Below are 23366 nucleotides of genomic sequence, written 5' to 3'. Positions count from 1 at the left end.
CGGTCCCGCCGAAAGGGCCGGCGCCCCTCCCGAGCGCCGGAGCCGTCAGCGCCCCTCCTGCACCGCAGGCAGGGGCAGCCGCATCCGGAGCAGGTGACCGCCACCCTTCAGCGGACCGTGCTCAAGAGAGCCGCCGAGCAGCTCCGCGCGCTCGCGGAGGCCGATCAGCCCGTGCCGCGAGCTCGGCAGTTCGAGGGCGGGGGCGTCGGTGCGGCCCGTCCTCACCTCGACCGTCAACTCGGCACCGTCCTCGAGGAGCTCGACCGCCACGGCGGCGCCCGGAGAGTGCTTGCGCGCGTTGGTGAGCCCCTCCTGCACCACCCGGTACGCCGCCCGCTGATGGGCCAGGGGCACGGCTCCGTCGACCCGCGTGCGCGCAGTGACGGCGATGCCGGAGTCCTCGATCAGCACGGGCAGATCCTCGAGCGCGGGCTGCGGAGCCGGTCCGCGATCGGTCCCGCCCGCGGCGCGCAGCACCTCGATCATCACCCGCAGCTCATCGAGCGTGGTCACGCTGAGACGACGGATGGTGGCGGCGAACGAGCGCGTCCGGTCGTCGGGTGCGCCCACCTGCAGCGCCCCCGCCTGCACGGCGATCAGGCTCACCTGGTTCGACACCACGTCGTGCATCTCGCGCGCGAGCACCGCCCGCTCGCGCTCGAGCACCTGCTCGGCCGCGAGCCGGCTCCGCTGCTCCTGCAGCACGCGGACGCGCAGGACCTCGGCCCGCAGCACCTCCTGCGTGCGCACGGCGACTCCCAGCGCGGCAGGGGCCGCCGAGTAGAGCACCGCGAAGAGCGTCGCCGTCCAGATCGACTGCAGCGTGATCAGATCGGCGCGCATGCCCTGGAACACGAGGGTCCACGACGGAGTCGCGAGGCACGAGACCACCGCAGCGGCGATCACCCGGCCGAGCCGCGCCTCCCTGCGCGCCACGCTGTAGAGCGCGATCATCATCGCGAAGACGGCGAAGCCCCAGGCGAAGCCGGGCAGCGCGAGCAGCAGGCTGGCGTAGGGCCACCGGCGGCGCAGGAGGAGTCCCGCCGCCGCGATCATGGTGAGCACCCACTTGGATCCGGCGTCCGTGTCGAAGTAGACGCTCAGCGCCGAGTACGACGCCGAGAGCACGACGAGGCCCACGTCGATCAGCGCGGCGCGCACCGCGGATCCGCTCGGGCGGCTCACGGCACGACGAGACCGGCGCGGGCGGCGGTCAGCGCGGCGAGCACCCGGCTGCGCACCCCGAGGGTGTCGAGCACGGCGCTGACGTCGTCCTTGACGGTGCCCAGGCTCACCATCAGCCTCTGCGCGATCTCGGTGTTCGTCGCCCCCTCCGCGATCAGGCGCAGCACCTCGCGCTCGCGCGGGGCCAGTGCGTCGACGCGGGCGCGCGCACCCAGATCGACGGAGGCGGCGGCGAGGCGGGCGCGCCCCACTCCGGGCGCGAGGACCGTTCCTCCGCTGGCGAGCGCGTGCACCATGCGGGTGAGCGCGACGGGGTCGGTGTTCTTCAGGAGGAAGCCCGCGGCACCGCCCAGCAGCGCCGCCGCCAGCAGATCGTCGCTGTCGAAGGTGGTCAGCATCGCGACGATCGGAGGATCGGGCAGCGCGCGAAGCGCACCCAGCACCTGCAGCCCGTCGATCTGCGGCATGCGGATGTCGAGCAGGACGAGCTCGGGACGGTGCTCGCGGACGGCGGCGAGCGCCGCGACTCCGGTGACGGCGCCGACGACCTCGAGCCCGTCGTCGGCCTCGAGGATGAGCGAGAGTCCCGAGCGGACGAGGGCTTCGTCATCGACGATCAGCACGGAGGTCACCCGCACATCATCCCGGCCGCACGGTGGCCGCGCATGCTCCGCACGGGCGAGCGGAGCAGCCGATCGGCTGTCCGGGCGCCGCAGGTCGGGGAGCCCGTAGCGTCGTCGGCATGAGCGAGTACGTCCGCCCCGCCGTCGAGCAGCCGGTCTTCACCGACGAGAACGGGGCGGTGATCCCCTACGGCAGCCGGTGGGACGGAGCGCCTCCGGAGGAGGCGTACTCGGTCGTCGCGCACGCGGAGCGCTTCCGTCCGCTGCACGTCGTCGCCGACGCCCTGATCGCCCACCTCGTCGAGGAGTACGCCGCGACCGCGTCGGACGATCCGGCGGCGGCCGCCGGCGACGGGGCCGAGATCGGCCGGGAGGCGCGGGCCGTGCGCGTGGTTCCGGCCTCACCCGAGGCCTCCCCGCTGACGTTCGTCTTCACCGACTTCCCCGGCGTCCTCGTCCACGCCGGGGAGTTCCAGCGCGCCGCGCTCCCCGTCTGCGGGTGCGATGCCTGCGACGACGAGTGGACGCGCGTCGCCGACGAGCTCGAGGGCTACGTGCTCGGCGTGGTCGCCGGTGGCCTGTCCGAGAGCGTCGTCGACGGCGAGGAGCTCCGGATCGGCTCCCGCCTCGTGCGCGCAGACGGCTCCGGCGAGTCGAGCGGGTGGAGCATCGCCGAGCCGGACCGGCTCGCCGACCTCGAGGGGCGTGGGACCTCGGCGCCCTGGTCGCGCGACTGGGCGGCCTGGCCGCGGCGCCGGGACGCCTGACGGGACCTGTCGGGCCCGCTGCGGGCGGCGTACCCTGCCGCCATGGCACTCCGACTGCGACAGATCGTGCTCGACACGGAGGACGCGCGAGGTCTCGCCTCCTTCTACGCCGCCCTCCTCGGCGGCTGCTACCGGCCCGACGACGAGCCGCCGGCCGACGGCTCCGACGACCGCGCGGAGTGGGTCGCGCTGCGCACGCCCGAGGGGGTGCGGCTCGCGTTCCAGCGCGTCGACCGGCTGCAGCGCGCGACGTGGCCCGAGGGCGAGCACCCGCAGCAGCTGCACCTCGACCTGATGGTGGCGGACGCCGCCGAGCTGGAGGAGCAGCGCGAGCGCGCCGTGGAGCTGGGCGCCGAGGTGATCGACGACCAGAGCGACGACGCGGAGGGACCGCTGTACGTCTTCGCGGATCCGTCCGGTCATCCGTTCTGCATCTTCGTCGCGGAGGACCTCGACGCGCTCGTCGACTGGTGACCGCCGGCACCGCTAAGGCCGAGAGCTCGTCACGCCCCGATCCGTCCTCGTCCGCCCGTTCCAGCCTTATCTCCGAAGTTCGATCCCCCTCAGCGGCACTGCGCCCGAAATCCCTACGGAATCCTCACGGGTGATTTCCCGGATCGGTCCTGGCTGATCACCCGCGGGGCGTAGAAACGGGAGGTGACCTCCTCTCCGGCGCGTGCCGCCGCCACTCCTCCCCCGCCCGTGAAGCGCCGCGCCCTCCGCGCCTGGATGCTCACCGGCCTGTCCGAGGAGTCCGGCGCGCACCAGGGTCCGCACGCGACCACGGTCGAGAAGACGCACTCGTGGTGGCGGGTGATGTGCCTGACGGGCGTCGACTACTTCTCCACGCTCGGCTACCAGCCGGCCATCGCCGCGGTCGCCGCGGGGCTCCTCTCTCCGCTCGCCACGATCGTGCTCGTGCTGCTCACGCTGTTCGGCGCGCTGCCCGTCTACCGTCGCGTCGCGCGCGAGAGCTTCCGCGGCGAGGGCTCGATCGCGATGCTCGAGCGGCTGCTGCCCTGGTGGGGTGGCAAGCTCTTCGTGCTGGTGCTGCTCGGCTTCGCGGCCACCGACTTCATGATCACGATCACCCTCTCGGCGGCCGATGCCACGGCGCACGCCGTCGAGAACCCGTTCGCACCCGCCTGGTTCGAGGGGGCGGAGGTGCCGCTGACCCTCGGACTCGTGGCGCTTCTCGGGCTCGTGTTCCTCAAGGGGTTCAAGGAGGCGATCGGCATCGCGGTCGTCCTCGTGGCCGTGTTCCTCCTCCTGAACCTGGTGGTGATCGCGGTGTCGTTCGGGCACGTGGCCGAGAACCCGGTCGTGATCACCGACTGGTGGAGCGCGCTGACGACGCAGCACGGGAATCCGCTGGTCATGGTCGGGATCGCGCTGATCGTGTTCCCGAAGCTCGCCCTCGGGCTCTCGGGGTTCGAGACCGGAGTCGCGGTGATGCCGCAGATCACCGGCGCGCCCGGCGACACCCCCGCGAACCCGGCCGGTCGCATCCGCGGGGCGAAGCGCCTGCTGCTGACCGCGGCGATCATCATGTCGAGCTTCCTGATCACGTCGAGCATCGTGACGACGCTGCTGATCCCGCAGGCGCAGTTCCAGCCCGGAGGCGAGGCGAGCGGACGCGCGCTCGCCTACCTCGCGCACGAGTACCTGGGCGACGGCTTCGGCACCGTCTACGACGTCAGCACCATCTGCATCCTCTGGTTCGCGGGCGCGTCGGCGATGGCGGGGCTGCTGAACATCGTGCCGCGGTACCTGCCGCGCTACGGCATGGCTCCGCAGTGGGCGGCGGCCGTGCGGCCGCTGGTGCTCGTGTTCACCGCGATCGCGTTCCTCATCACGATCCTGTTCCAGGCCGACGTCAACGCGCAGGGCGGGGCGTACGCGACGGGCGTGCTCGTGCTGATCACCTCGGCGTCCGTCGCCGTGTTCCTCTCGGCGCGCCGGCAGAGGCAGCGCAAGCGCACCGTCGGCTTCGCGCTGATCGCGCTCGTCTTCGTCTACACGACCGTCGTCAACGTGATCGAGCGGCCCGACGGAGTGAGGATCGCGGCGGTCTTCATCGTCGGCATCGTCGTCGTCTCGCTGATCTCGCGGGTGCAGCGGTCGTTCCAGCTGCGCGCGACCTCCGTCGTGCTCGACGACCAGGCGCTCGCGTTCGTCCGCTCCGACGCCGACGACTACGGAGTGATCCGCATCGTCTCGCACGAGCCCGACGAGGACTCGGAGCAGGAGTACCGCACGAAGCTCAGCGAGGAGCGTCGCGACAGCAACATCCCGGCCCGCTCGCCCGTGCTGTTCCTCGAGGTGCACCGCGCCGACTCGTCCAACTTCGAGGAGGACCTGGAGGTGCGCGGAGTCGTGCGGCACGGCTTCCGCGTGCTGCAGGTGAGCAGCGGCAACGTGCCGAACACGCTGGCCGCGGTGCTGCTCGAGATCCGCTCCGAGACGGGCGTGATCCCCGAGATCTACTTCGAGTGGACGGAGGGGAGCCCGCTGTCGAACATGTTCCGCTTTCTGATCACGGGCGCGGGCGAGGTGGCGCCGGTGACGCGCGAGGTGCTGCGTCGCGCGGAGCCGGATCCGGGGCGCCGGCCGGCGGTGCACGTGGGGTGACGCGGGGGGGGCGGCCGGTGCGGCGGCTCCGGATGTGGCGCCTCCTCGGTCCTCCAGAAGTTGCGGGAAGCGCGAGCCACTACCGCAACTAGTGAGGAACCGCGGCGGGTCCGGGTGCAGGGCGTCGCTCCTCCGAAAGTTGCGGGAAGCGCGAGCGGTTACCGCAACTAGTGAGAAACCGCGGCACGGTGCTCGGCTCGCTCCTCCGATAGTTGCGGGAAGCGCGAGCCGTTACCGCAACTTCTGAGGAACCGCGGCGGGGTGGCGGCGGCTCAGAGCGCGCCGGCGGCTCAGCGGCGCGGCGGGACCGCCGTCACCAGCAGCAGCACGCCCGCCACCGCCTGGCAGACCGCGCCGATCAGCCCGAAGCCCGGAGGGTTGTCGGCCGAGAGGTAGCCGCCGTTGATCGCCGGGGTGAAGACGTAGTCGACGAGGATGCTCGAGCCCAGCACCGCCAGCAGCGCGAAGGCCGCCGGCACGATGCGCCCCTGCGCGCGCATCGACAGCGCGAGCACGGCGATCGAGAGCAGCAGCTCGGCGAACCAGACCCAGAGCGGAGCGAGCCACTCCGGCGTCGGCGCCTCGTACTGCAGGGAGGCGCAGGCGCCGCTCCCGTAGCCCTGCGACCAGCACGGCTGCCAGAACGCGAGGGCGCCGACCCCCTGCACCGCGGCGTGGCTCAGCAGCAGGACGCCGCTCGCGAAGGCGACGAGCGCGAGGACGACGCGGGCCGTGCCGCGGGGTGCCGTCTCGGTGATCGCCATGCGGCGACGCTACGGGGGCGCGGTGAACGGCGGGGCGCGGGCGCGGGAACAGCGGACGATCCGCGACCCGTGAGCGATCAGTCGCGCTCGCCCGATCGCAGGGCGGCGACCCCGAGGCCGATCAGTGCCTGATCGGTGACGACCGCGACGACCTCGAAGCCGAGCGCGCGGAGTCGCTCCGCCCGCTCCGGATCGCCGGCGAACGCCCCTGCGCGCGCACCGGAGCGACGGGCCGCCGCCACGATCGCGGGCAGCGGGTCGCCGGATCCGTCGGCGGCGATCAGGTCGGGCAGCGGCACCTCGAGTGCGATCGCGAGATCGAACGGACCCACGAAGACGCCCGCGACTCCCGGCACCGCGAGGATCCCGTCGACCGCGTCGAGACCGGCGCGGGTCTCGATCATCACCCACAGCTCGGGGCGCGCGTCGACGGGCGTCGGGGCGACCGCTCCCCACAGACCCGCCATCGGACCCCAGCTGCGACGGCCGACCGGCGGGTAGTGCGCGGCCCGGACGGCCGCCTCCGCCTGCGCGACCGTCTCGATCATCGGCACGATCACCACGTCGGCGCCGGCGTCGAGCGCCCGGCCGATCAGGGCGTCCGAGAGCTCGGCGACCCGCACGGCGACGGGCGGCCGCTCCTCGAGCACCGCCGCGGCCCGCAGCGTCGCGACGACCGCGGAGTCGTCGAAGGCCCCGTGCTGCGCGTCGAGGCAGAGCCAGCCGACTCCGCTGCGCGCGATCTGCACCGCGGTCAGGGGTTCGCCGAGCTGGCACCAGACGCCGTCGGCACGTCCGTCGGGGAGACCTCGCTGCGCACTCATGTCTCCGATCCTCGCTCACGGGTGCCGCTCCGGACGGCGCAGGCCGCTCTCGAGTCGGCGCACGCACGATCCAGGTCCCGCTCGATCCGGCGCGTGCACGATTCGCAGGGGATCCGGGCGGGAACGCGCTTCCCGCCGCGTCGCAGCGTCCGGAGGGGCGCACATCCCCTGCAGATCGCGCAGGCCCCACCGGAGAAGCGGTCCGACGCGCTCAGAGCGGCCGGGGCCGGTACGCCTCGATCAGGGAGTCGAACAGCGCGTTCCTCCGCTCGTCGACGACCCGGCGCGACGGGTCGGCGTCGTACCACTCGACGATCTCGCGCGCGCCGTCGCTGAACCGCACGGCCGGCGAGAAGGCGGGCACCAGGCTCCGCACCTTCGCGTTGTCGAAGACCATCGAGTGCGCCTTGTCGCCGAGGATCCCGGCGCCGAGCTCCGGATCGGCGGCGGCGATCGCGTCGGAGGCGACGTGCACGATCCGCGCCTCGACTCCGGCCGCGGCGGCGAGGTCCTGGTGGATGCGGTCCCAGGTGGGCGTCTCGTCGCCGGTGATGTGGAACGCCTCCCCGATCGCGGCCGCGGCGCCGAACAGGCCGACGAGCCCGACGGCCACGTCGCGGCTGTGGGTCAGCGTCCAGAGCGAGGTGCCGTCGCCCGGGACGACCACCTCGAGGCCGCGCCGCATCCGGTCGATCACGGTCCAGCCTCCGTCGACCGGCAGCGCGGTGCGGTCGTAGGTGTGCGAGGGCCGCACGATCGTCACGGGGAAGCCGCTGCGCCGGTACTCGGCGACGAGGAGGTCCTCGCAGGCGATCTTGTCCTGCGAGTACGTCCAGAACGGGTTCCGCAGCGGAGTCGACTCGGTCACCGGCACGCGCGCCGGCGGCTTCTGGTACGCCGAGGCCGAGCTGATGAAGACGTACTGGCCGGTGCGCCCGGAGAACAGGTCGACGTCCTGCTGCACGTGCTCGGGGGTGAACGCGGCGAACTCGACGACGACGTCGAAGCGCTCGTCGCCGAGGGCGTCGCGCATCGAGGCGGAGTCGCGGACATCGGCGGTCAGGGTCCGCACGCCCTCGGGGAGCGGCCGGATCGACGTCCGCCCCCTGTTGAGCACGGTCACGTCGTGCCCGACGGCGAGGGAGCGGCGGACGGCCTCCGCGCTGATGATGCCGGTTCCACCGATGAACAGCACGCTGAGCGACATGCTCGACCTTTCCGAGAGGGGGAGGTGCGAGGTGCACCGCGCTCCATCCCCTCACATCCCGCGCGGAGGCGCCAGGGGGTGTCGGAGAGCGCGGTCACGGACACCCCGCGGTCTGCCTAGGCTCGACGGATGCGCCCTCCACGTCTCCTCCAGCAGGTCGTCGGCACGCTCAGCGGGCAGAAGCCGGCCGCACCCGTCAGCCGTCGCGCCCGCCGCGCCTCCCTCGCCGAGCAGACCGTGCGCAGCGTCCTCGAGCTGGCGGTGCGGCTCGGCGAGACGCTGCTCTCGCTCGGAGCGGCGGCGGCCGAGGTGACCGAGACGATCCAGCGCGTCTGCCGGGCGTACGGCATCGAGGTGCAGGTCGACCTCACGTTCACGTCGATCCTCGTGGTGCACGACGGAGGCGACGACTCCGCCGGCGTGAGCGTGCTGCGGGTGGTGCAGACGCGCAGCGCCGACTACGAGCGGCTCGCCCGCGTGACGGCGCTGGTCACGGCGATCACCGACGGCTCCCCCGAGGTGCGCGTCGCCGACACCGTCGACTCGACCGAGGCGCGCGACGAGGCCCGGCACCAGTTCGAGGCCGCCCACGAGCGGCTCGACGCGATCCTCGTGCAGCCGCACCGCTACCGCCGCGGCGTCGTCACCCTCACCCTCGCGGTCATGGCCGCCGGAGTCGCGGTGCTGCTGGGCGGCGGACCGCTCGTGGTCCTCGTCGCGGCCGCCACCGCCGCCCTGATCGACACCGTCACCCGCCTGCTGGGCGGGTGGGGCCTGCCCGCGTTCTTCCAGCAGATCGCGGGCGCGGCGGTCGCGACCGGAGTGGCGGTGCTGCTGCTCGCGGTCGTGCCGCAGCTGCCGGTCGAGCTGGCCGCGCTGCCGCCGGCGCTGGTGGTCGCCTCCGGGGTCGTCGTGCTGCTCGCCGGCCTCTCGTTCGTCGGCGCCGCGGACGACGCGATCAACGGCTTCCCGATCACCGCGGGCGGGCGCCTGCTCGAGGTCGGACTGCTCACCCTGGGCATCGTCGTCGGCATCGCCGCCGTGCTCGATGCGGCGCGCTCCCTCGGCGTCGAGCTCGTGCTCGTCGACTCCTACGCCCGCCCCTGGCCGGCCGGCGTGCAGATCCTCGGCGCGGGGATCGCGGCCGGCGCCTGGGCGCTCTCGTCGCACACCCCGCCGCGTCCAGCGCTGATCGCCGCGCTCACGGGTGCGGGCGCGTGGCTCGCCTCCGACTCGCTCCTCGCGCTCGGCGCCGCTCCGCTGATGGCCAGCGCCGCCCCCGCGCTCGTCATCGGCCTGCTCGGCGAGGCCCTGTCCGACCGGATGCGGATCCCCGCCGTCGTGACGACCGCCTGCGGGATCGTGCCGCTGCTGCCCGGGCTGACGCTCTACCGCGGCGTGCTGGACCTGACGTCCGGCGGCGACCCGGCGAGCGGCATCGAGCTGCTGCTGCAGGCCGGGATGATCGCGGTCGGGCTCGCGGGAGGCGTCACGCTCGGGCGCATCGCGTACCGCCGGCTGCGGACTCCGGTGGTGCGCGCCGTGGCGCCGGTGCGCGCGCGGGCGCGGCGGGACCGCGGGATGGACGCGGCGCTGGCCGCGGACGTGCTGTACCGGGAGGGCGAGTCGTCCCCGACCACGGCGCCGCTGCCGGTCGCGGATGCGGCAGCGCCTGCGTCGGATCCGCACGAGCCTCTCGTGCGGACGGGGACCCTGCCGATCATCAGCACGATCGGGGCGCCGGAGGCGAACGGCGGCTCCGACTCCGCGGACCCGGACCGCGGCTGACCCGCGAGTGGGCGCGGAACGGGCCCGACCCGGCCTGTAGAGCCCGGATCGCGCCGACTCGCGCGACCACGCCCACGCGAGTGGACCCGACGCGGGCCCCATCCGACCCGCCGGGCCCGGATCGCGTCCACTCGTGCAGGAACGCACCCGCGAGGGGACTCGGAACGGGCCCGATCCGACCCCCAGAGACCGACGAGCGACCAGTCGCCACCCGCGCGTCCCTCGCCGTCACCGCCCCTCTTCCCTCCCCCCGCGATTGGTCCTACAGTCGGTCGTGGCAAATCGTTTTGTCGTACGGCACTGCGGAGCGACCACCCACCGCGCGCTCCTCGATCCGGAGGCGTCCCCTCCGCACGCCGGCACCCCCAGCACACGAGAGCGAGCACCGATGCCCGGCCCCTTCCAGTACGACGTCACGACCTGGCCCGTCGGCGATCCGACCCGCGACGTCGGCGAGGTGCTGAACAGCATCCTCGACGACGTCCGGAGCCGTCAGACCGCCACCGACGAGCAGCAGGGCGGCAGGCCCGGCGCCGTCATCCACCTCCCGCCGGGCGACTACCCACTGCGTACGCAGGTCGTCATCGACATCAGCTACCTGCGCATCCAGGGGTCCGGCCACGGCTTCACGTCCTCCAGCATCCGCTTCAACGTGCCCGAGGCGGAGTGGCCCGACCTGCACGAGCTGTGGCCCGGCGGCAGCCGCATCCAGGTGCTGCTGGAGGGAGGCCCCACGCAGGAGGAGGGCGCCGCGTTCCTCGTCCGCCGCGAGGGCAGCCCGCGGATCAGCTCGGTCGAGTTCGTCGACTTCTGCCTCGACGGGATGCACTTCGAGGCCGACGGCACCGACGTCCACCCCGAGAACACCTACGTGAACGGCCGCACCGGGATCCTCGTCACGAGCGCCAACGACTCCTTCCGCGTCACCGGCATGGGCTTCGTCTACCTCGAGCACGCGCTCACGATCCATCACGCCGACGCGCTCTCGATCCACGACAACTTCCTCGCCGAGAGCGGCAGCTGCATCGAGCTGCTCGGCTGGGGCCAGGCGTCGAAGATCACCGACAACCTGATCGGCGCCGGCCCGCACGGCCACTCCATCCGCGCCGAGAACCACGGCGGGCTGCTGATCACCGCGAACAACGTGTTCCCCCGCGGCGCGAGCAGCGTGCACCTGAGCGGAGTGACGCGCTCGAGCGTCGTCGCCAACCGCCTGCACTCGTTCTACCCCGGCATGGTGCTGCTCGACGCGGGCAGCTCCGAGAACCTCGTCGCCTCGAACCACCTGCTGCGCGACCACGAGCCGTGGACGCCGTTCCTCGGCATCGACAACGGCCGCGACGACGACTTCGGCCTCGTCCGGATCGACGGCAGCGACAACTCCGTGCTCGCGAACCACGTCTCGGAGGTGGTGGACGCCCGGAAGGTGCGCCCGGAGGGGTCCGCGCCGGTGATCGTCCGCCTGGTCGGCGGCACCGGCAACCAGGTCTCGGGCAATCACATGGTCGGCAAGGACGTCCGCGCCGCCTCGGGCGGGTCCGCCTTCGAGGCGCAGGTCGATGCGCTGCTCTCGACCGCGACCTCGGAGCGGCTCCCGCTCACGACGGTCCTCGTGGACGCGGCGTCGACGCGCAACACGATCCTCGACTCCGGCACCGAGGACGAGGTCGTCGCCGACCGCGCGGTGAACGCGGTGCGGGCGACCCCGTCGATCCCGGGCTGACCCGGCGGAGGGAGGGGCTCACCGCGACGGCGCGCCCCTCCCGAGGTGAGACCCCCGGACGGCGCCTGACGGTCGACGCGGGCGACCGGCGTTCCCCTGCGGGATGACGCACCCGGTCAGCGCCGACGACCACGGGATGACCCGCACCGGCACGATCGGGGGAAGCTGGCCCCACCGAGCCGCCAGGTCGCCGCATGATGCGCCCGCGTCTCACCGGTTCGCGCGAGGCTCACCCTCCAAGTGGCGCTCCGCATCCGATGCACGTCGTGTTCTTCACGTTGTTGTTGGTGTCGCACGTCGCGCACTTGCGCGCTTCCCTGACCCTGTCCACTGCCGTTCCTCCTGATGCGATTGCGGTGACACCATCGGTTGATGGTGCGGTTCTGGAGCCGCCGTCCCGGGCTCTGCAGTCGAGCCCAGGAGATGCCCCGCGCTTCACGCAGGTTCCTCGCCTGAAGCGCGCTATCCGACCTGTTTCACGTCCACGTCGTGCTGCCGGACCGCATCCGCAACGGCAGCAGCGAGCTTCCTGGAGCCGGTGAGACTGACCGTGTTCCGTGCCCCGCCCCATGCGCGTTCGAGTCCCGAATTGCCGAGCGCGACGATGCCGATCAGCCGGTGGTCGCCCTCGTCGTTGAGGTGTATCTGAACGGCGGACGAACCCCCGAGGAGACTGTTCTTCTCCACGAGGACCGCGAGGTCCGGAGCATCTTCGAGTGCATCGAATCGAACCGGGCTGATCTCTGCGTTGCCGCAGGCCATGCGCACGATCTGCTTGAGCGTGCCGAGATCCAGCGTCGAACTGTAGACACTTTCTTCGTGTTTCATGTTGTCCCGTCCTGTCGTGTCGCTTCCGTCCCGGTCTCGGACGCGCAGTGGGCAGGTGTGAGACCGGAGTCGACGATGGAGATGCCTCAGCGTCAGGAGTTCCTGCCGCGCATCCATGGAAGAAGAGGCGCGTCAGCTCAGGAGCAGTTGCCCCACTGGCAGCTGTGACGACTCACGGGCATCCGATTGACGACGGCCTCGTTGCACCACGCGCACCGGGGCTTTCCTGCAGAAACGCACGCACACGCCATGATCTTCTCCTCGACGACGATGCTCTCCGCCGTTCTGAGCGGAGATAAGTACATCGCGTCTATTCCTACACACAGTCGGCGCTGTTACCACCCCCCGAAATGGCACGGAAGCGCGACTGTCACTTTCCCAGTGACAACCAGGGAATAGCCGCGCATCCAGGGACGAGTTCCCCCGCTTTCCAGGCGCGTCGGCCGCAGCGGCGAGAGCATCATTGCGACACCGAGTCCTTGACAGGAGCGATTCCCGCTGGGAGTGTGCGGAGTGCACGGACATCATGACCGACGAGGGGATCGAGGCGCACCGTGGCAATGTTCCGCCGGAAGCCGACGAACCCGGCTCCTGTCCAGCCGGAACCGGTCGAGGCGGATGTCCCGCTCCGCGATCCCGGACTCTCGCCCGACGATCCTCGACAACTGCTCCACCTCTTCGCCGAGTCGATGGGTCTCTCGGTCGTGCTGTCGGCGGACGTTAGCGTCGAAGTCCTCTTGGATACCGTCGCTCGGGTCGCGCCGGTGCTGACCCGATCGACTCATCAGCGTCTCGGCTTTCAGCAACTCGATTCCGACGACGCCGTGGTCTGGGTCGCGGTGCAGAGCGAGCGCGGCTCCGCCGTCATCGTGTTCTGCGGTCCTCAGACGAACACCTCGAGCATGACCGCGTCGATCCTGACTCCGTTCGATTCCCTCGGTCACCCGTACCGTCGGGACATGATCTTCCAGGGCACGACTCGTCCGGCGCTCCGCGACCTCATCGAGTCCGCCGATGCGATCCCCGTCTGGACCGAGTCGGCTTTTCGGGCTGTCGCCGACCCGGACGCCGGGTTCCCCACCCTGCCTGCAGCGCTGCGCCGATCGCTGTCGTCGTGGGAGCGGCTGCAGCCGGAGCTGTACAAACGGACCTTCATCGACTTCGAGGGTGATCGGACCGACGTCTTCGCGGGCCTCTGGAACGACGCGCCTCTCCTCCTGACCAACGTCGGCGAGAGCGCGGACGGCGTCCTCGCGCCCTTCGACTGGGTGACGAGCGCGGGTCATTCGCTGGTGTGGCTGGGTCCCGCGGTCACGGCGACGACCCCCCTGCCGCCGCAGGCGACCGCGGGCGGGTTGATCGACCTCGGGCAGCAGTTCGTCGACTCGATCACGCGCGCCTACCGTGATCGACTGAGGGCGATCCAGGGCGGCCAGGGTGAGGTCGTGGAAGGCGGATCGCTCTGGGACGTCCTGGAGAACCGGCCGGACGCACGCTCAGAACCTGCCCGCCGCGTGGATCGGCCGAGCGCCGGCCGCTTCCACTACACCGAACGGATACGCGAGAACCTGCCCGAGGCCGACTCCGTCTTCAGCGTCCTCGACGAGCTCGCGCACGGTCTTCGACGCGAGCGCGGCAACGGATTCGAGTACTCGTGGCGGTCCGAATCCGACCGTCCGATGCTGCCGAGCACCTCGACGGTCTCCTCGTCCGTCTTCGACGAGGACTCGGGTCGGTTCTTCGCGATCGGATACCCGACCCACGAGAACTGGGGGATGCCTCCCGCGCACGACCTCGGCGCCATCGACGGTCGCAACGCCTTCTCGTTCGCTGAAGCCGGACACCGCGGTGGCGTGTTCCACCCGGTCCCCCGCCTCATCGCAGGCTCCTTCCGCACCGGAGCAGCCACCGTCGTCGATGCGACGATCGACGCCGGTTCGGTGGACTATCACGCCCCGAGCGAGACCGCGGCGGTCATCGCCTTCCTCGGAGCGAGCACCGGAGCGATCTACGTCTACGACAGGAACGGGTCGCGCCGCCTGCTGACGCTGGTGGACGAGTACTCGGGAGCGGACCCGTTGCGATTCAGCGGGGACGGACGATGGCTGATGGTCTCAGGGAGTCGGCGGAGCCGGCTGATCGAGGTGGCGTCGGGCCGCCGGCTCCCGCTGACGATCGGGAACACCGGCTGGTGGCCCGGGGCGCCCTCCGTCGTGGTGACGGTCGAGCATCGGGAGGGTCTCGCTGTGCCCCGTCTGTACGACCTGAACAGCGGTCGGTACGCGGGTGACTTCCCTGCTCTCAGCACAGATGCTGTGATCAATCCGGAGTACCCGTACTTCTGGAACCCGTCCGTCTCACCTGACGGCACGGAGATGCTCACACTCGGCGCAGCGGGAGTCGACTCGGCGCATCAGCAGATGCACGGCAGCGGTCATCGCCTCCTCATCACTGAACTCGCTACCGGACGGACGCGCCTCGTCCACGAGGTGTTCGCCGATGAGAACGGGATCCTCGAGCGCGACGTCCGGGAAGCTCGATGGTCGAAGCAGGGCTGGTCGTCCTTCGAGCCGACCGGCGCGGTGGCCGATGACCTGCAGGAGCCGCAGACCGAACACGAGTACCTCGCACCGGGGAGATGGGGCGCTGAGAACGAGCAGTTCCTGGTGGCACTGCTCAATCGGGCGATCGCGCAGACGCAGGCCGGCCACGATCCGTCGGCTCTCGTTCCCGACATCCTGGCGTCCCTCCAGGCCGCGGCGGAGGATGACACCGTCTGGGCCGAACAGGCCGAATGGCTCACCGGTCTCGGTGCAGCGACCGCCTCGGCGATACTCGCCGGCACGATCCGCGGCCGCTCGGCGCAGGCGTGGAGGAGGATCGGGACCGCCATCGGATTCAGCGCCGAACGGCGACCGGATCGCATCGACACCGTGTCGGCCGCCTGGGTCGAGTAGGAGGCGGCACGCGCGACGGTCGGTCGTGTCGCGTCCCTGCGACGTGACGTCGACTCCGGTCGAGGACGGCGGAAGTCCTCGTTCAGCGAAACGCCTGCGTCCGACGGGCCACACCGAGCAGGGGCCGCGCGCACCCTGCGCTACCGGCTGCGTACGACCTCGCGCCGGCCGCCGAGGGGGGTGATCGACGGTGACTGTTCTCTTCACGCAGGAGTCGGCTCAGGATGTCGCGAACATCGTCGCTGCATGTCGGAATCATCTCAGCGAGTACTGGCCGCTCCGTACGGTGCTGTACGAGGACGGCAGGGAGAGAGCGCAACCTGTGCTCCACGTCCGCGAAGTGCGCGCTACGAAGACGTTGGCGAACGGTATCGAGATCGTCTACTGCACATCGGAGAGCGGGAGGCTCGTGGAGATCTTGTTCCCGAGACCTGGTGAGAGGGAGTTCGGACCCGCGGAAGTGCTGATCGAGGGTGTGCCGTGAGGTCGGCGCGGGGTCTTGCGAACCGCCCTACAGCGGCTGCCGGTCGGCCTGCGAGGGCAGGGGCGGGAACGGCGCCGCGGGGGTGCTCTGGTACCAGTAGGCGGTCGTGCAGATATCGTCCGTCCGCTCGAAGAGGCGGGTGCCGTCGTGCCCGATCTGCTGCAGGGTGGCGCAGAGCTCCCGCGAGAAGTGGATCGGGTCGAGCAGATGCCAGCGGTAGAGGCCGTGCGTCGTCGGCATCGAGGTCGCGTACGGCGAGCGCCGGGACGTGTCGGTCGTCTGCCGCTGCGGGTAGCCGAAGTAGGGCGCGCTGTAGGTGAAGACCTCGGGCTCGACCTCGTTCGTCAGGCGGTCCTGGAACGCCCAGGCGCCCCCGGCGTAGTCCTCGAGGCCGGTTCCGCAGATCGTCGGCAGGTCGTCGTCGCCGTCGAGGTAGAACTTCACCTCGCCCTCGCCCCACCAGTACCGGCCGAGCGCCGTGAGCGCGACGTAGGTGCCCACGTAGGTCCCGGCTCCGCGGATCCCGTCGACGATCACGTGGTCCTCGCCCTTCTGCGGCGACCGCGTCCGCCGCCACTGGGCGTGCAGGTAGCCGATCTCCTCGGGCAGGTCGTCGCCGACCGTGTAGTCGATCTGGAAGAACACCGCCTCGATGTCGCCCGCGTGCTGGCTCTCGAGGGTGAGCCGCGCGTGCGAGCGGAACGGCATCGCGAAGTAGCTGTTCATCCCGCCCGTGGGCGCCACGACGATCGGAGCCGACGTGACGACGCTGCGGGCGCCGAAGCCGTTGCAGAAGAAGTCGCCGAGCGGGACCTCGATGGCGGGCTCGTCGGAGTCGTCCCAGTAGGCGCGCAGCACGAGGTCGCGCAGCACGAACGGGGCCTCGGGAGTGCTGTCGGGCACGGTGATCCAGATGTGCCGGATCACTCCGGGGCCGTCGATGTCGGCGAGGGTCAGCGTGCCGCCGGAGCGGAGCGGGAGGAAGGCGCGGCCCTTGCGGCCGGGACCGAGCGCGGAGGACTCCCGGCCGCCGGCGCCGCGGGCACCGGTCGGGTTCTCGGCGGTGATCGCGCGGCTCTGCACGGGGGCGGTGCGGAGGTAGGAGGGCAGGTCGGACATGGTCGTGCCTTTCGTCGAAGGGTGTCGAAGAGGGGTCGCGGAGGAGTCGCGGAAGGGTCGCGGAGGAGGATCCGAGCGCGGCGGAGGAGGGAGCGCGCCGCGACGGGCGCGCAGGGCTCAGATCGAGCGGAGCGTCAGATCGAGCGGCGCAGCACGGGCGGGCAGTCGACCTTCTCGACGCCCCGCTCCGTCTCCCCGCGCTCGATGCGCGAGAGCAGCGTGCGCACTCCGCGCACGCCGATCTCGTAGTGCGGGAGGGCGATGGTGGTCAGTCCCGGGCGCAGGTGCGCCGAGATGACCTCCTGGTCGTCGAAGCCGATGACGGCGAGGTCCTCGGGGATCCGGAGCCCGCGCTCCTTCGCCGCCTCGTAGACGCCCATCGCGGTCCGGTCGTTGTAGCAGAAGACCGCCGTGGGGCGCTCGGCCCGGTCGAGGATCTCCGACGCGGCCAGGAAGCCCGCCTCCTGGAACCCGCCGGTCCGCTCCGGGTAGATGTCGACGACCGAGTCCTCGTCCTCCGCGATCCCCTCCACGCCGAGGGCCGCCCGGAAGCCGGCGAGGCGACCCACGGTCGAGGGGGCGTCCTCGGTGGAGTTGATGAAGACGATCCGCCGGTGCCCGCGGTCCAGGAGCAGGCGGGTGGCGAGGTAGCCGCCCTGCACCTCGTCCGGCACGATCGACGAGTCGGTCGGGTCGCTCGAGAAGCAGTTGACGAAGACGGTCGGCAGCGTGCGCAGCCGCGCGGTCGGCTCCACCTCGCGGTGGTACCAGGTGGAGTAGAGGATCCCGACGGCCTGGTGGTCGGCCATCATGTCGATCGCGTTCTCGACCGCGTCGGGCCGGTCGCCCGTGTCGGCGACGAGCAGGACGTAGCCGTTGCGCCACGCCTCCTCCTGCGCCCCGCGGAGGATCTGACCGGCGAACGGCAGCGTCGCGATCGAGTCGGCGACCATGCCGATGAACCGCGACTGCCCGCTGACCAGGCTCTGCGCGAGGAGATTCGGGCGGTAGCCGAGCTCGGCCACCGCCTGCAGCACGCGCGAGCGGGTCTTCTCTCCGATGCGGTCGCGCTTCTTGCCGTTGACGACGAGGGAGACGGTGGCGACGGAGACCTCGGCGAGATCGGCGACGTCCTTCATGGTGACCGCGCGGGGGGCTCCTGCACCCGGCGCGTCGGTCGTCATGATGCTCCACCCGCCCCGGCGCGGGCCTGTCCGCCGCCGTCCTTCATGCTAGTCATCGCTATCCCTTGCTCGCCCCGGCCTCGAGCCCGTAGATCATGGCGCGGTTCAGGATCAGGAACACGAGCAGCAGCGGCGTGACCGTCACGCAGACCGCCGCGAACGTGGCCGTCCAGTCGACGTTGCCCATCGCCCCGATGTAGTTCTGCAGGCCCAGCGGGATCGTCTTCAGTCCGTCGCTGAGCACGAACGTGTTCGCGAAGATGAAGTCGTTCCAGATGAAGATGCTGTTCACGAGCACCACGCTGACGATCGTGTTCGTCGACAGGGGCAGTGTGATCCCGAGGAAGATCCGGTACGGCCCCGCCCCGTCGATCGACGCCGCCTCGTACATCTCGCGCGGGATGTACTCGAAGAACGAGCTGAACAGGTAGACGGACAGCGGGAACGCGAATCCGGCGAGCGGGATGATCATCGACAGGTAGGTGTCGAGCGCCCCGACCGCCGAGTAGTCGACGAAGAGCGGGACGAGCGCGATCTGCACCGGCACGATGATCCCGAGCAGGAACAGCCCGCGGACCACGCCGCTGAAGCGGAAGCCGAGCACCTGCAGCGCGTAGGCGGCCATCATCCCCAGGATCACGATCAGCACGTTCGCGCCGAGGGTGACGATCAGGCTGTTGAGGATGTTCAGCCCGAGGTTGCCGAGGCTGAAGGCGCGGACGTAGTTGTCGAAGGTGATCGAGCTCGGGAGGGCGAACGGGTTGCCCGTGACGAAGTCCTCCTCCGTCCGCAGGCTCGTGAGGAACAGCCAGGCGAGCGGGTACACCTGCACGATCACGATGACCGTGACGAGGATCGCCGTCAGGACCTTGAAGCGGTCGGGGCGTCGGCGTCGGGGCCGCGGGAGGGGGCTGGTGCGCGGGGCGGAGCGGACCGCGGTGGCCGTGCCGGTCATGCGTCGGCCTTTCTTCTCAGGAGGAGGTAGATGAGGCCCACGGCGAGGAGGCACTCCACGACGATGAACACGGAGATCGCGCTCGCGTAGCCGAAGTCGGTGCCGACGAAGGCCTTCTTGTACATGTAGGTGGTGAGCAGCTCCGACGCCTGACCCGGTCCGCCGTTCGTGAGCAGGAACGGGATGTCGAAGCCGCGCAGGCTGTAGGTCGCGGCCATGATCGTGGTCGTGATCCACACGGGGCGGATGTAGGGGAAGCGGATCTTCGAGAAGACCGTCCACCGGGACGCGCCGTCCAGGCGGGCCGCCTCCTCGAGCTCCTGCGGCACCGCGATGAGCGCGGCGTAGAGGATCACGACGTAGAGGCCCGTGAACCGCCAGCCCTCGGGGATCGAGACCGCCGCGAGGACGGTGTTGACGTCCGAGAGCCAGGGCCGTGCCAGCGAGCCCAGCCCGACGAACTCGAGCAGCTGGTTGAGCAGCCCCTCGGGCGAGGTCGAGTAGATCCGCTGGAACAGGAAGGCGATGGCGACGGTCGAGATGACGGCCGGCAGCAGGTAGAGGGTCTTCACGAGCTCGCGCCCGCGGGTCAGGGCCGTCAGCAGGCTGGCGACCAGGAGGCCGCCGCCGAGCTGGAGGACGAGGCAGATCACGAGGTAGCCGAGGCTGTTGCCCAGCGCGGTCCAGAACACGTCGTCGCCGGTCAGCATGCGGACGTAGTTCCCGAGGCCGATGAACTCGGGCGAGCTGATGCCGTCCCAGCTGAAGAGGCTGAGGAAGAGGGACTGCACGATCGGCAGGAGCACGGCGATGCCGTACACGAGGAGGGGCGGGAGGAGGAACACCGCGACGGAGAGCCGCGAGCGACTGGGAAGCATGTCGTCACCTTTCGGGCGGGGGCCGGTGGGCCCCCGCCCCGATGGGGGAGGATCAGCCGAAGAACTTCGGCGCGTTCTCGGCGATGGTGGAGTCGACGGTGTCGGTGAACTCCTGCGGGGTCGCGTTGCCCTGGATCAGGAGCACGAGCTCCTGCTGCAGACGCGTGTTCGAGGCGGGGTCGAGCTGCGTGTCCCACGGCATGGCGAGCGCCGAGCCGAGGTCGTCGGCCTGGTCGAGCGCCTTCTGGTACAGCGGAGTGGCGTTCGCCGGGACGGTGGTCTCGACATCCGTCGTCGGCGACAGCGCACCGGTGGCGGCGTACAGCGCGGGGTACTTCTCGAGCGCGAACTTCAGGAAGTCGCGCACCAGCGGGTCGTACGTCTTGGCGTTGACCGCCATGCCGATGCCCGAGCTGACGACGTACTCGTTCGGCTCCGTGGCGGAGTCGGCGACGGTCGGCAGGGTGAAGAAGTCGACGTCGTCGCGCACTCCGGCGTCGAGGGAGTCGGTGGCGAGGTTGCCCAGCTCCCACGTGCCGATGTTGTACATCGCGGCGGTGCCGGAGGTGAAGGTCGACTGCGCGTCCGAGTATCCGGTCGACGAGAAGCCCTCGTCGAAGCAGCCGGCCGCGCCGAGGTCCGAGAGCCACTGGACGGCCTTCGTGCCGACCTCGTCGCTCAGCGACGTCTCCCCCGTCTTCACGCCCTGGACGTAGTCCGGGCCGGCGAGGCGGAAGGGCTGGAACGCCATGTACCGCTCGAGCGGCCACTGGTCCTGCCCGTCGAGGGCGATCGGAGTGATGCCGGCCTCGCGGAGCTGCGTGCACAGCGCCGGGAAGTCGTCGAGCGACGTCGGGATGCTCGCCCCCGCCTGCTCGAAGAGGGCCTTGTTGTACCAGAAGTACTCGAGCTGGAACTCGAACGGGATCATGCGCAGCGAGCCGTCGTCGAAGCGCTGGTAGTCGAGGGCGTTGGGGCGGTAGCTGTCGTAGAGGCCGAGGTCCTTGAGCAGGGCCTCGGCGTCCATCATCCGGCCCTGGTCGGCCAGCTTCTTCGCGTACGGGGTCGCATCCGTGTCGAACAGCTCGGGGAGCTTGTTCGCCGCGGCGAGCGTCTCGTACTTCTGCACGTAGGAGGGACGGTCGGGAGTGGTGATCAGGTTGAGCGCGAAGCCGGGGTGGTCGGCCGCGTACTCGTCGGCGAGGTCCTCCATGATCGAGATGGTCGGTCCGTCGATCGGACGCGAGAGCAGCCACGAGATCTCGCGGGGGACGACGTCGCCGGAGGGGTCGACGTCGGAGGGGTCGCTGCCGCCGGCGGCGGTGGCGCAGCCTGCCAGCAGGACCGCCGAGAGGGCGATCGCTGCGGCGGAATGGATTCGCTTCATCGGGTTTCCATTTCTGTGGGGGAGGGTGGGTGTCAGGTCGTCCTGCGGCGGAGTCGGAGGTCGCGGAACACGACCTCCCCCTCCCCCGCGAAGAGTCCGATCCGGCCGGTGGGCCGGTCGTAGATCCGCGCGCTGAGTGCGACGGAACGATCGAGGACCGCGACGAGCGCGGAGCCGTCGATGATCAGGTCGAGGCGGTGCTCGCCGGGAGAGAGGTCGGCCGGGCGCTCGAGCTCGACGGCGAAGGGCACGTCGCCCGAGATCTGCCACTGCATCGGACCGGTGAGGCGGCGCGGCCAGCGGTCGAGCAGCATGCGGTTCCGCGTGGGCTCGAGGCGCAGGATGTAGGACTCGTCCCCGTCGGCGCTGCTGCGCAGGAGGATCCCGCACTCGGTCGTGCCCTCGGCGAGGTCGAAGCGGACCGAGGCCGAGAAGACCGGCGGCAGGTCGAAGGCGCCGAGGCGGGCCGCGTAGCCGTCGGGCACCGCGAGGCGGATCTCGTCGCGGGAGTCGACCGCTCCGCTCTCGTCGTGGAGCACGACGGGCAGCTCCTCGTCGAAGGCCGCGAGGACCTCCTCCGGGAGCGTGAACGCCAGAGTGCCGTCGTCGCGCTGCAGCGCCTCGAGCACCGACATCGTGCCGGCCCACTGGTAGGCGCCGTCGTCGCGGGAGTCCTCCTTGGAGGCGATCCAGCCGGCGAAGAACCGCCGCCCGTCGCGCTCGACGCTCTTCGAGGCGTAGAACGCCCGACCGTCGACGGAGTCGTGCAGCGGCACGCGCCAGGGTCCGTCGACCGAGTCCGCGATGCGGTAGCGCGTGGTGAAGTCCTCCGAGAACTCCGACGACACGAGGTACCAGTGGGCACCCCACTGGAAGACGTCCGGGCACTCGTGCGCGATGTACCGGCGGGGGTCCCAGAACGGAGCGACCGGACGCCAGCTGCGCAGGTCGCTCGAGACGAGCTGCGCGATCGTGCCGCGGCGGCGCGAGGGGCCGTCGACGTGGCGGGCGGCGAGCAGCATCCGCCACTCCCCCTCGGGCTCCGGGCGGAAGACGAACGGATCGCGCCAGTCGCCGGGCTCGAACCCCTCGGTCGCTCCGAAGGTGTCCTCCGGCTGCTTCACCCAGGTGCGCATGCCGTCGACACTCGTCGCGTGCATGACGACCTGCAGCGGAGTGACGCCGTCGGGGCCCATCCGCCACGGGTTGTGACCGGTGTAGAAGAGGTGGTCGACGCCGTGGTCGTGGACGACCGAGCCGGTGTACGCGTTGAAGTCGTCCTCGTCCGTCCCGCCGTGAGGGAGCGAGACGCCGCGGTCCTCGAAGTGCACGAAGTCCCGCGTGGTGACCAGCGACCACGCGGTGCCGGGCTTGGGATCGTCGCGCAGCTCGTGCAGGTAGAAGAGGTGGAACTCGCCGTCGCGCTCCACGGGGATCACGTCGCCGACCCAGCCGCGGGCGGGCTGGAAGAGGAGGTCGTGGGCGGGGGCGCCGGTTCCGTCGAGGGTGGAGGAGGACTGGGCCTCGCCGGCGGTGCCGATCGTCTCTGTCATGGGGATCACCTTTGATCAAACGCTTGAACAAGAAGGACGCTAGCGCGGTCGCTCGCGATGTTCAAGCGTTTGATCAGATTGATGCCGACGAGTTGTCGGAGTCGTCACCGCAGCTGCGGCGGGGCGGTCGGCCCGTGCCGTTCATCCGAGCAGGGTGATGCCGCCCACGGTCACCACGGTGCGCAGCTCGGTCAGGTAGCGCCGCGCCTGCTCGGTGAGGGGGATGGCGGAGTGACCGATCCAGCCGATCTCGATCCGTTCGTCGACGTCGAGCGGGACCGCGACGATGGCCGGGTCGAGGTCGTCGCTGATGATGCCGGTCGAGATGGTGTAGCCGTCGAGGCCGATCATCAGATTGAAGATCGTCGCCCGGTCGGACACCCGGATCTCCCGGTCGCTCGACAGCGTGGAGAGGATCTCCTCCGCGAAGTAGAAGGAGTTGTCGGACCCCTGGTCGAAGGTGAGCCGCGGCAGATCGGCGAGATCGGCGAGGGTCACCCGCTCGCGCG

Annotated in this window: 19 protein-coding genes and 1 pseudogene; 7 read left to right on the top strand and 13 right to left on the bottom strand. The window is 70.9% G+C overall.

Features of this window, described 5'->3' with window-relative positions:
• Positions 1–45: 45 nt before the first annotated feature.
• Complete coding sequence (locus ASF46_RS18415; RefSeq protein ID WP_056868960.1) at positions 46–1185, bottom strand: sensor histidine kinase; 1140 nt, start codon at positions 1183–1185, stop codon at positions 46–48.
• Positions 1182–1817: a response regulator gene (locus ASF46_RS18410; RefSeq protein WP_157602785.1), complete on the bottom strand. Its 636-nt coding sequence runs from the start codon at positions 1815–1817 to the stop codon at positions 1182–1184. The genes ASF46_RS18415 and ASF46_RS18410 overlap by 4 nt, the downstream gene beginning before the upstream one ends.
• Before the next feature lie 110 nt (positions 1818–1927).
• Here ASF46_RS18410 and ASF46_RS18405 point away from each other — a divergent pair, with 110 nt between their 5' ends.
• The 3 genes from ASF46_RS18405 (at position 1928) to ASF46_RS18395 (ending at position 5206) form a co-directional block, all read left to right on the top strand.
• Positions 1928–2575: a DUF6226 family protein gene (locus ASF46_RS18405; protein ID WP_056868958.1), complete on the top strand. Its 648-nt coding sequence runs from the start codon at positions 1928–1930 to the stop codon at positions 2573–2575.
• 42 nt (positions 2576–2617) lie between these two features.
• Positions 2618–3049 carry a VOC family protein gene (locus ASF46_RS18400; RefSeq protein ID WP_056868957.1) on the top strand — a complete coding sequence of 144 codons (432 nt, stop codon included), beginning with the start codon at positions 2618–2620 and terminating at the stop codon, positions 3047–3049.
• Positions 3050–3304: 255 nt separating this feature from the next.
• Positions 3305–5206 (top strand): amino acid transporter, encoded by a 1902-nt coding sequence (locus ASF46_RS18395; protein ID WP_157602815.1) that lies wholly within the window; start codon positions 3305–3307, stop codon positions 5204–5206.
• Between the two features lie 290 nt (positions 5207–5496).
• Here the strand turns inward: ASF46_RS18395 and ASF46_RS18390 are convergent, their stop codons facing one another.
• From ASF46_RS18390 to ASF46_RS18380, 3 genes are all read right to left on the bottom strand, one after another.
• Complete coding sequence (locus tag ASF46_RS18390; protein WP_056868955.1) at positions 5497–5970, bottom strand: hypothetical protein; 474 nt, start codon at positions 5968–5970, stop codon at positions 5497–5499.
• A 77-nt stretch (positions 5971–6047) separates the two neighbouring features.
• Positions 6048–6794, bottom strand: a complete 747-nt coding sequence (locus ASF46_RS18385; protein WP_056868954.1) for an HpcH/HpaI aldolase family protein — start codon at positions 6792–6794, stop codon at positions 6048–6050.
• A gap of 211 nt (positions 6795–7005) precedes the next feature.
• Complete coding sequence (locus ASF46_RS18380) at positions 7006–8001, bottom strand: SDR family oxidoreductase (protein WP_056868953.1); 996 nt, start codon at positions 7999–8001, stop codon at positions 7006–7008.
• Positions 8002–8130: 129 nt separating this feature from the next.
• Here ASF46_RS18380 and ASF46_RS18375 point away from each other — a divergent pair, with 129 nt between their 5' ends.
• Together ASF46_RS18375 and ASF46_RS18370 are read left to right on the top strand one after the other, a co-directional pair.
• A complete protein-coding gene (locus ASF46_RS18375) occupies positions 8131–9789 on the top strand; it encodes a threonine/serine ThrE exporter family protein (protein ID WP_056868952.1) in 1659 nt (552 codons plus the stop codon).
• 388 nt (positions 9790–10177) lie between these two features.
• Entirely contained in the window at positions 10178–11512 is a 1335-nt protein-coding gene (locus ASF46_RS18370) for a NosD domain-containing protein (RefSeq protein ID WP_056868951.1), read from the top strand.
• Between the two features lie 462 nt (positions 11513–11974).
• Here ASF46_RS18370 and ASF46_RS18365 read toward each other — a convergent pair whose 3' ends face one another.
• On the bottom strand, positions 11975–12340 hold the full coding sequence (locus ASF46_RS18365) for a hypothetical protein (RefSeq protein ID WP_056868950.1): 366 nt from the start codon (positions 12338–12340) through the stop codon (positions 11975–11977).
• A 764-nt stretch (positions 12341–13104) separates the two neighbouring features.
• Between ASF46_RS18365 and ASF46_RS18360 the strand changes: the two genes are divergently transcribed.
• Both ASF46_RS18360 and ASF46_RS18355 read left to right on the top strand, forming a co-directional pair.
• Entirely contained in the window at positions 13105–15297 is a 2193-nt protein-coding gene (locus ASF46_RS18360; RefSeq protein WP_235577022.1) for a hypothetical protein, read from the top strand.
• 190 nt (positions 15298–15487) lie between these two features.
• Positions 15488–15781, top strand: coding sequence for a hypothetical protein (locus tag ASF46_RS18355; protein WP_056868948.1), 294 nt, complete (start codon positions 15488–15490; stop codon positions 15779–15781).
• A 27-nt stretch (positions 15782–15808) separates the two neighbouring features.
• On the opposite strand, the gene ASF46_RS18350 is transcribed toward ASF46_RS18355, so the two are convergent.
• The 7 genes and pseudogenes from ASF46_RS18350 to ASF46_RS19825 form a co-directional block, all read right to left on the bottom strand.
• Entirely contained in the window at positions 15809–16900 is a 1092-nt protein-coding gene (locus ASF46_RS18350) for a glycoside hydrolase family 172 protein (protein WP_056868947.1), read from the bottom strand.
• Positions 16901–17034: 134 nt separating this feature from the next.
• The gene (locus ASF46_RS18345) at positions 17035–18084 is read right to left on the bottom strand and encodes a LacI family DNA-binding transcriptional regulator (protein ID WP_056868946.1); all 1050 of its coding nucleotides are present in this window, start codon (positions 18082–18084) and stop codon (positions 17035–17037) included.
• 58 nt (positions 18085–18142) lie between these two features.
• Complete coding sequence (locus tag ASF46_RS18340) at positions 18143–19039, bottom strand: carbohydrate ABC transporter permease (protein WP_056868945.1); 897 nt, start codon at positions 19037–19039, stop codon at positions 18143–18145.
• The gene (locus tag ASF46_RS18335) at positions 19036–19917 is read right to left on the bottom strand and encodes a carbohydrate ABC transporter permease (RefSeq protein WP_056868944.1); all 882 of its coding nucleotides are present in this window, start codon (positions 19915–19917) and stop codon (positions 19036–19038) included. Before ASF46_RS18335 ends, ASF46_RS18340 begins: the two co-directional genes overlap by 4 nt.
• Before the next feature lie 52 nt (positions 19918–19969).
• Entirely contained in the window at positions 19970–21304 is a 1335-nt protein-coding gene (locus ASF46_RS18330; protein WP_056868943.1) for an ABC transporter substrate-binding protein, read from the bottom strand.
• Between the two features lie 32 nt (positions 21305–21336).
• Complete coding sequence (locus tag ASF46_RS18325; RefSeq protein WP_082485663.1) at positions 21337–22857, bottom strand: GH32 C-terminal domain-containing protein; 1521 nt, start codon at positions 22855–22857, stop codon at positions 21337–21339.
• 141 nt (positions 22858–22998) lie between these two features.
• Positions 22999–23366 (bottom strand): annotated as a pseudogene (locus tag ASF46_RS19825) (LysR family transcriptional regulator); the annotation flags it as partial.

This window comes from Rathayibacter sp. Leaf296, assembly GCF_001423045.1.
Classification (GTDB): Bacteria; Actinomycetota; Actinomycetes; order Actinomycetales; family Microbacteriaceae; genus Rathayibacter; species Rathayibacter caricis.
This window is presented reverse-complemented; position numbering and strand designations above follow the sequence as displayed.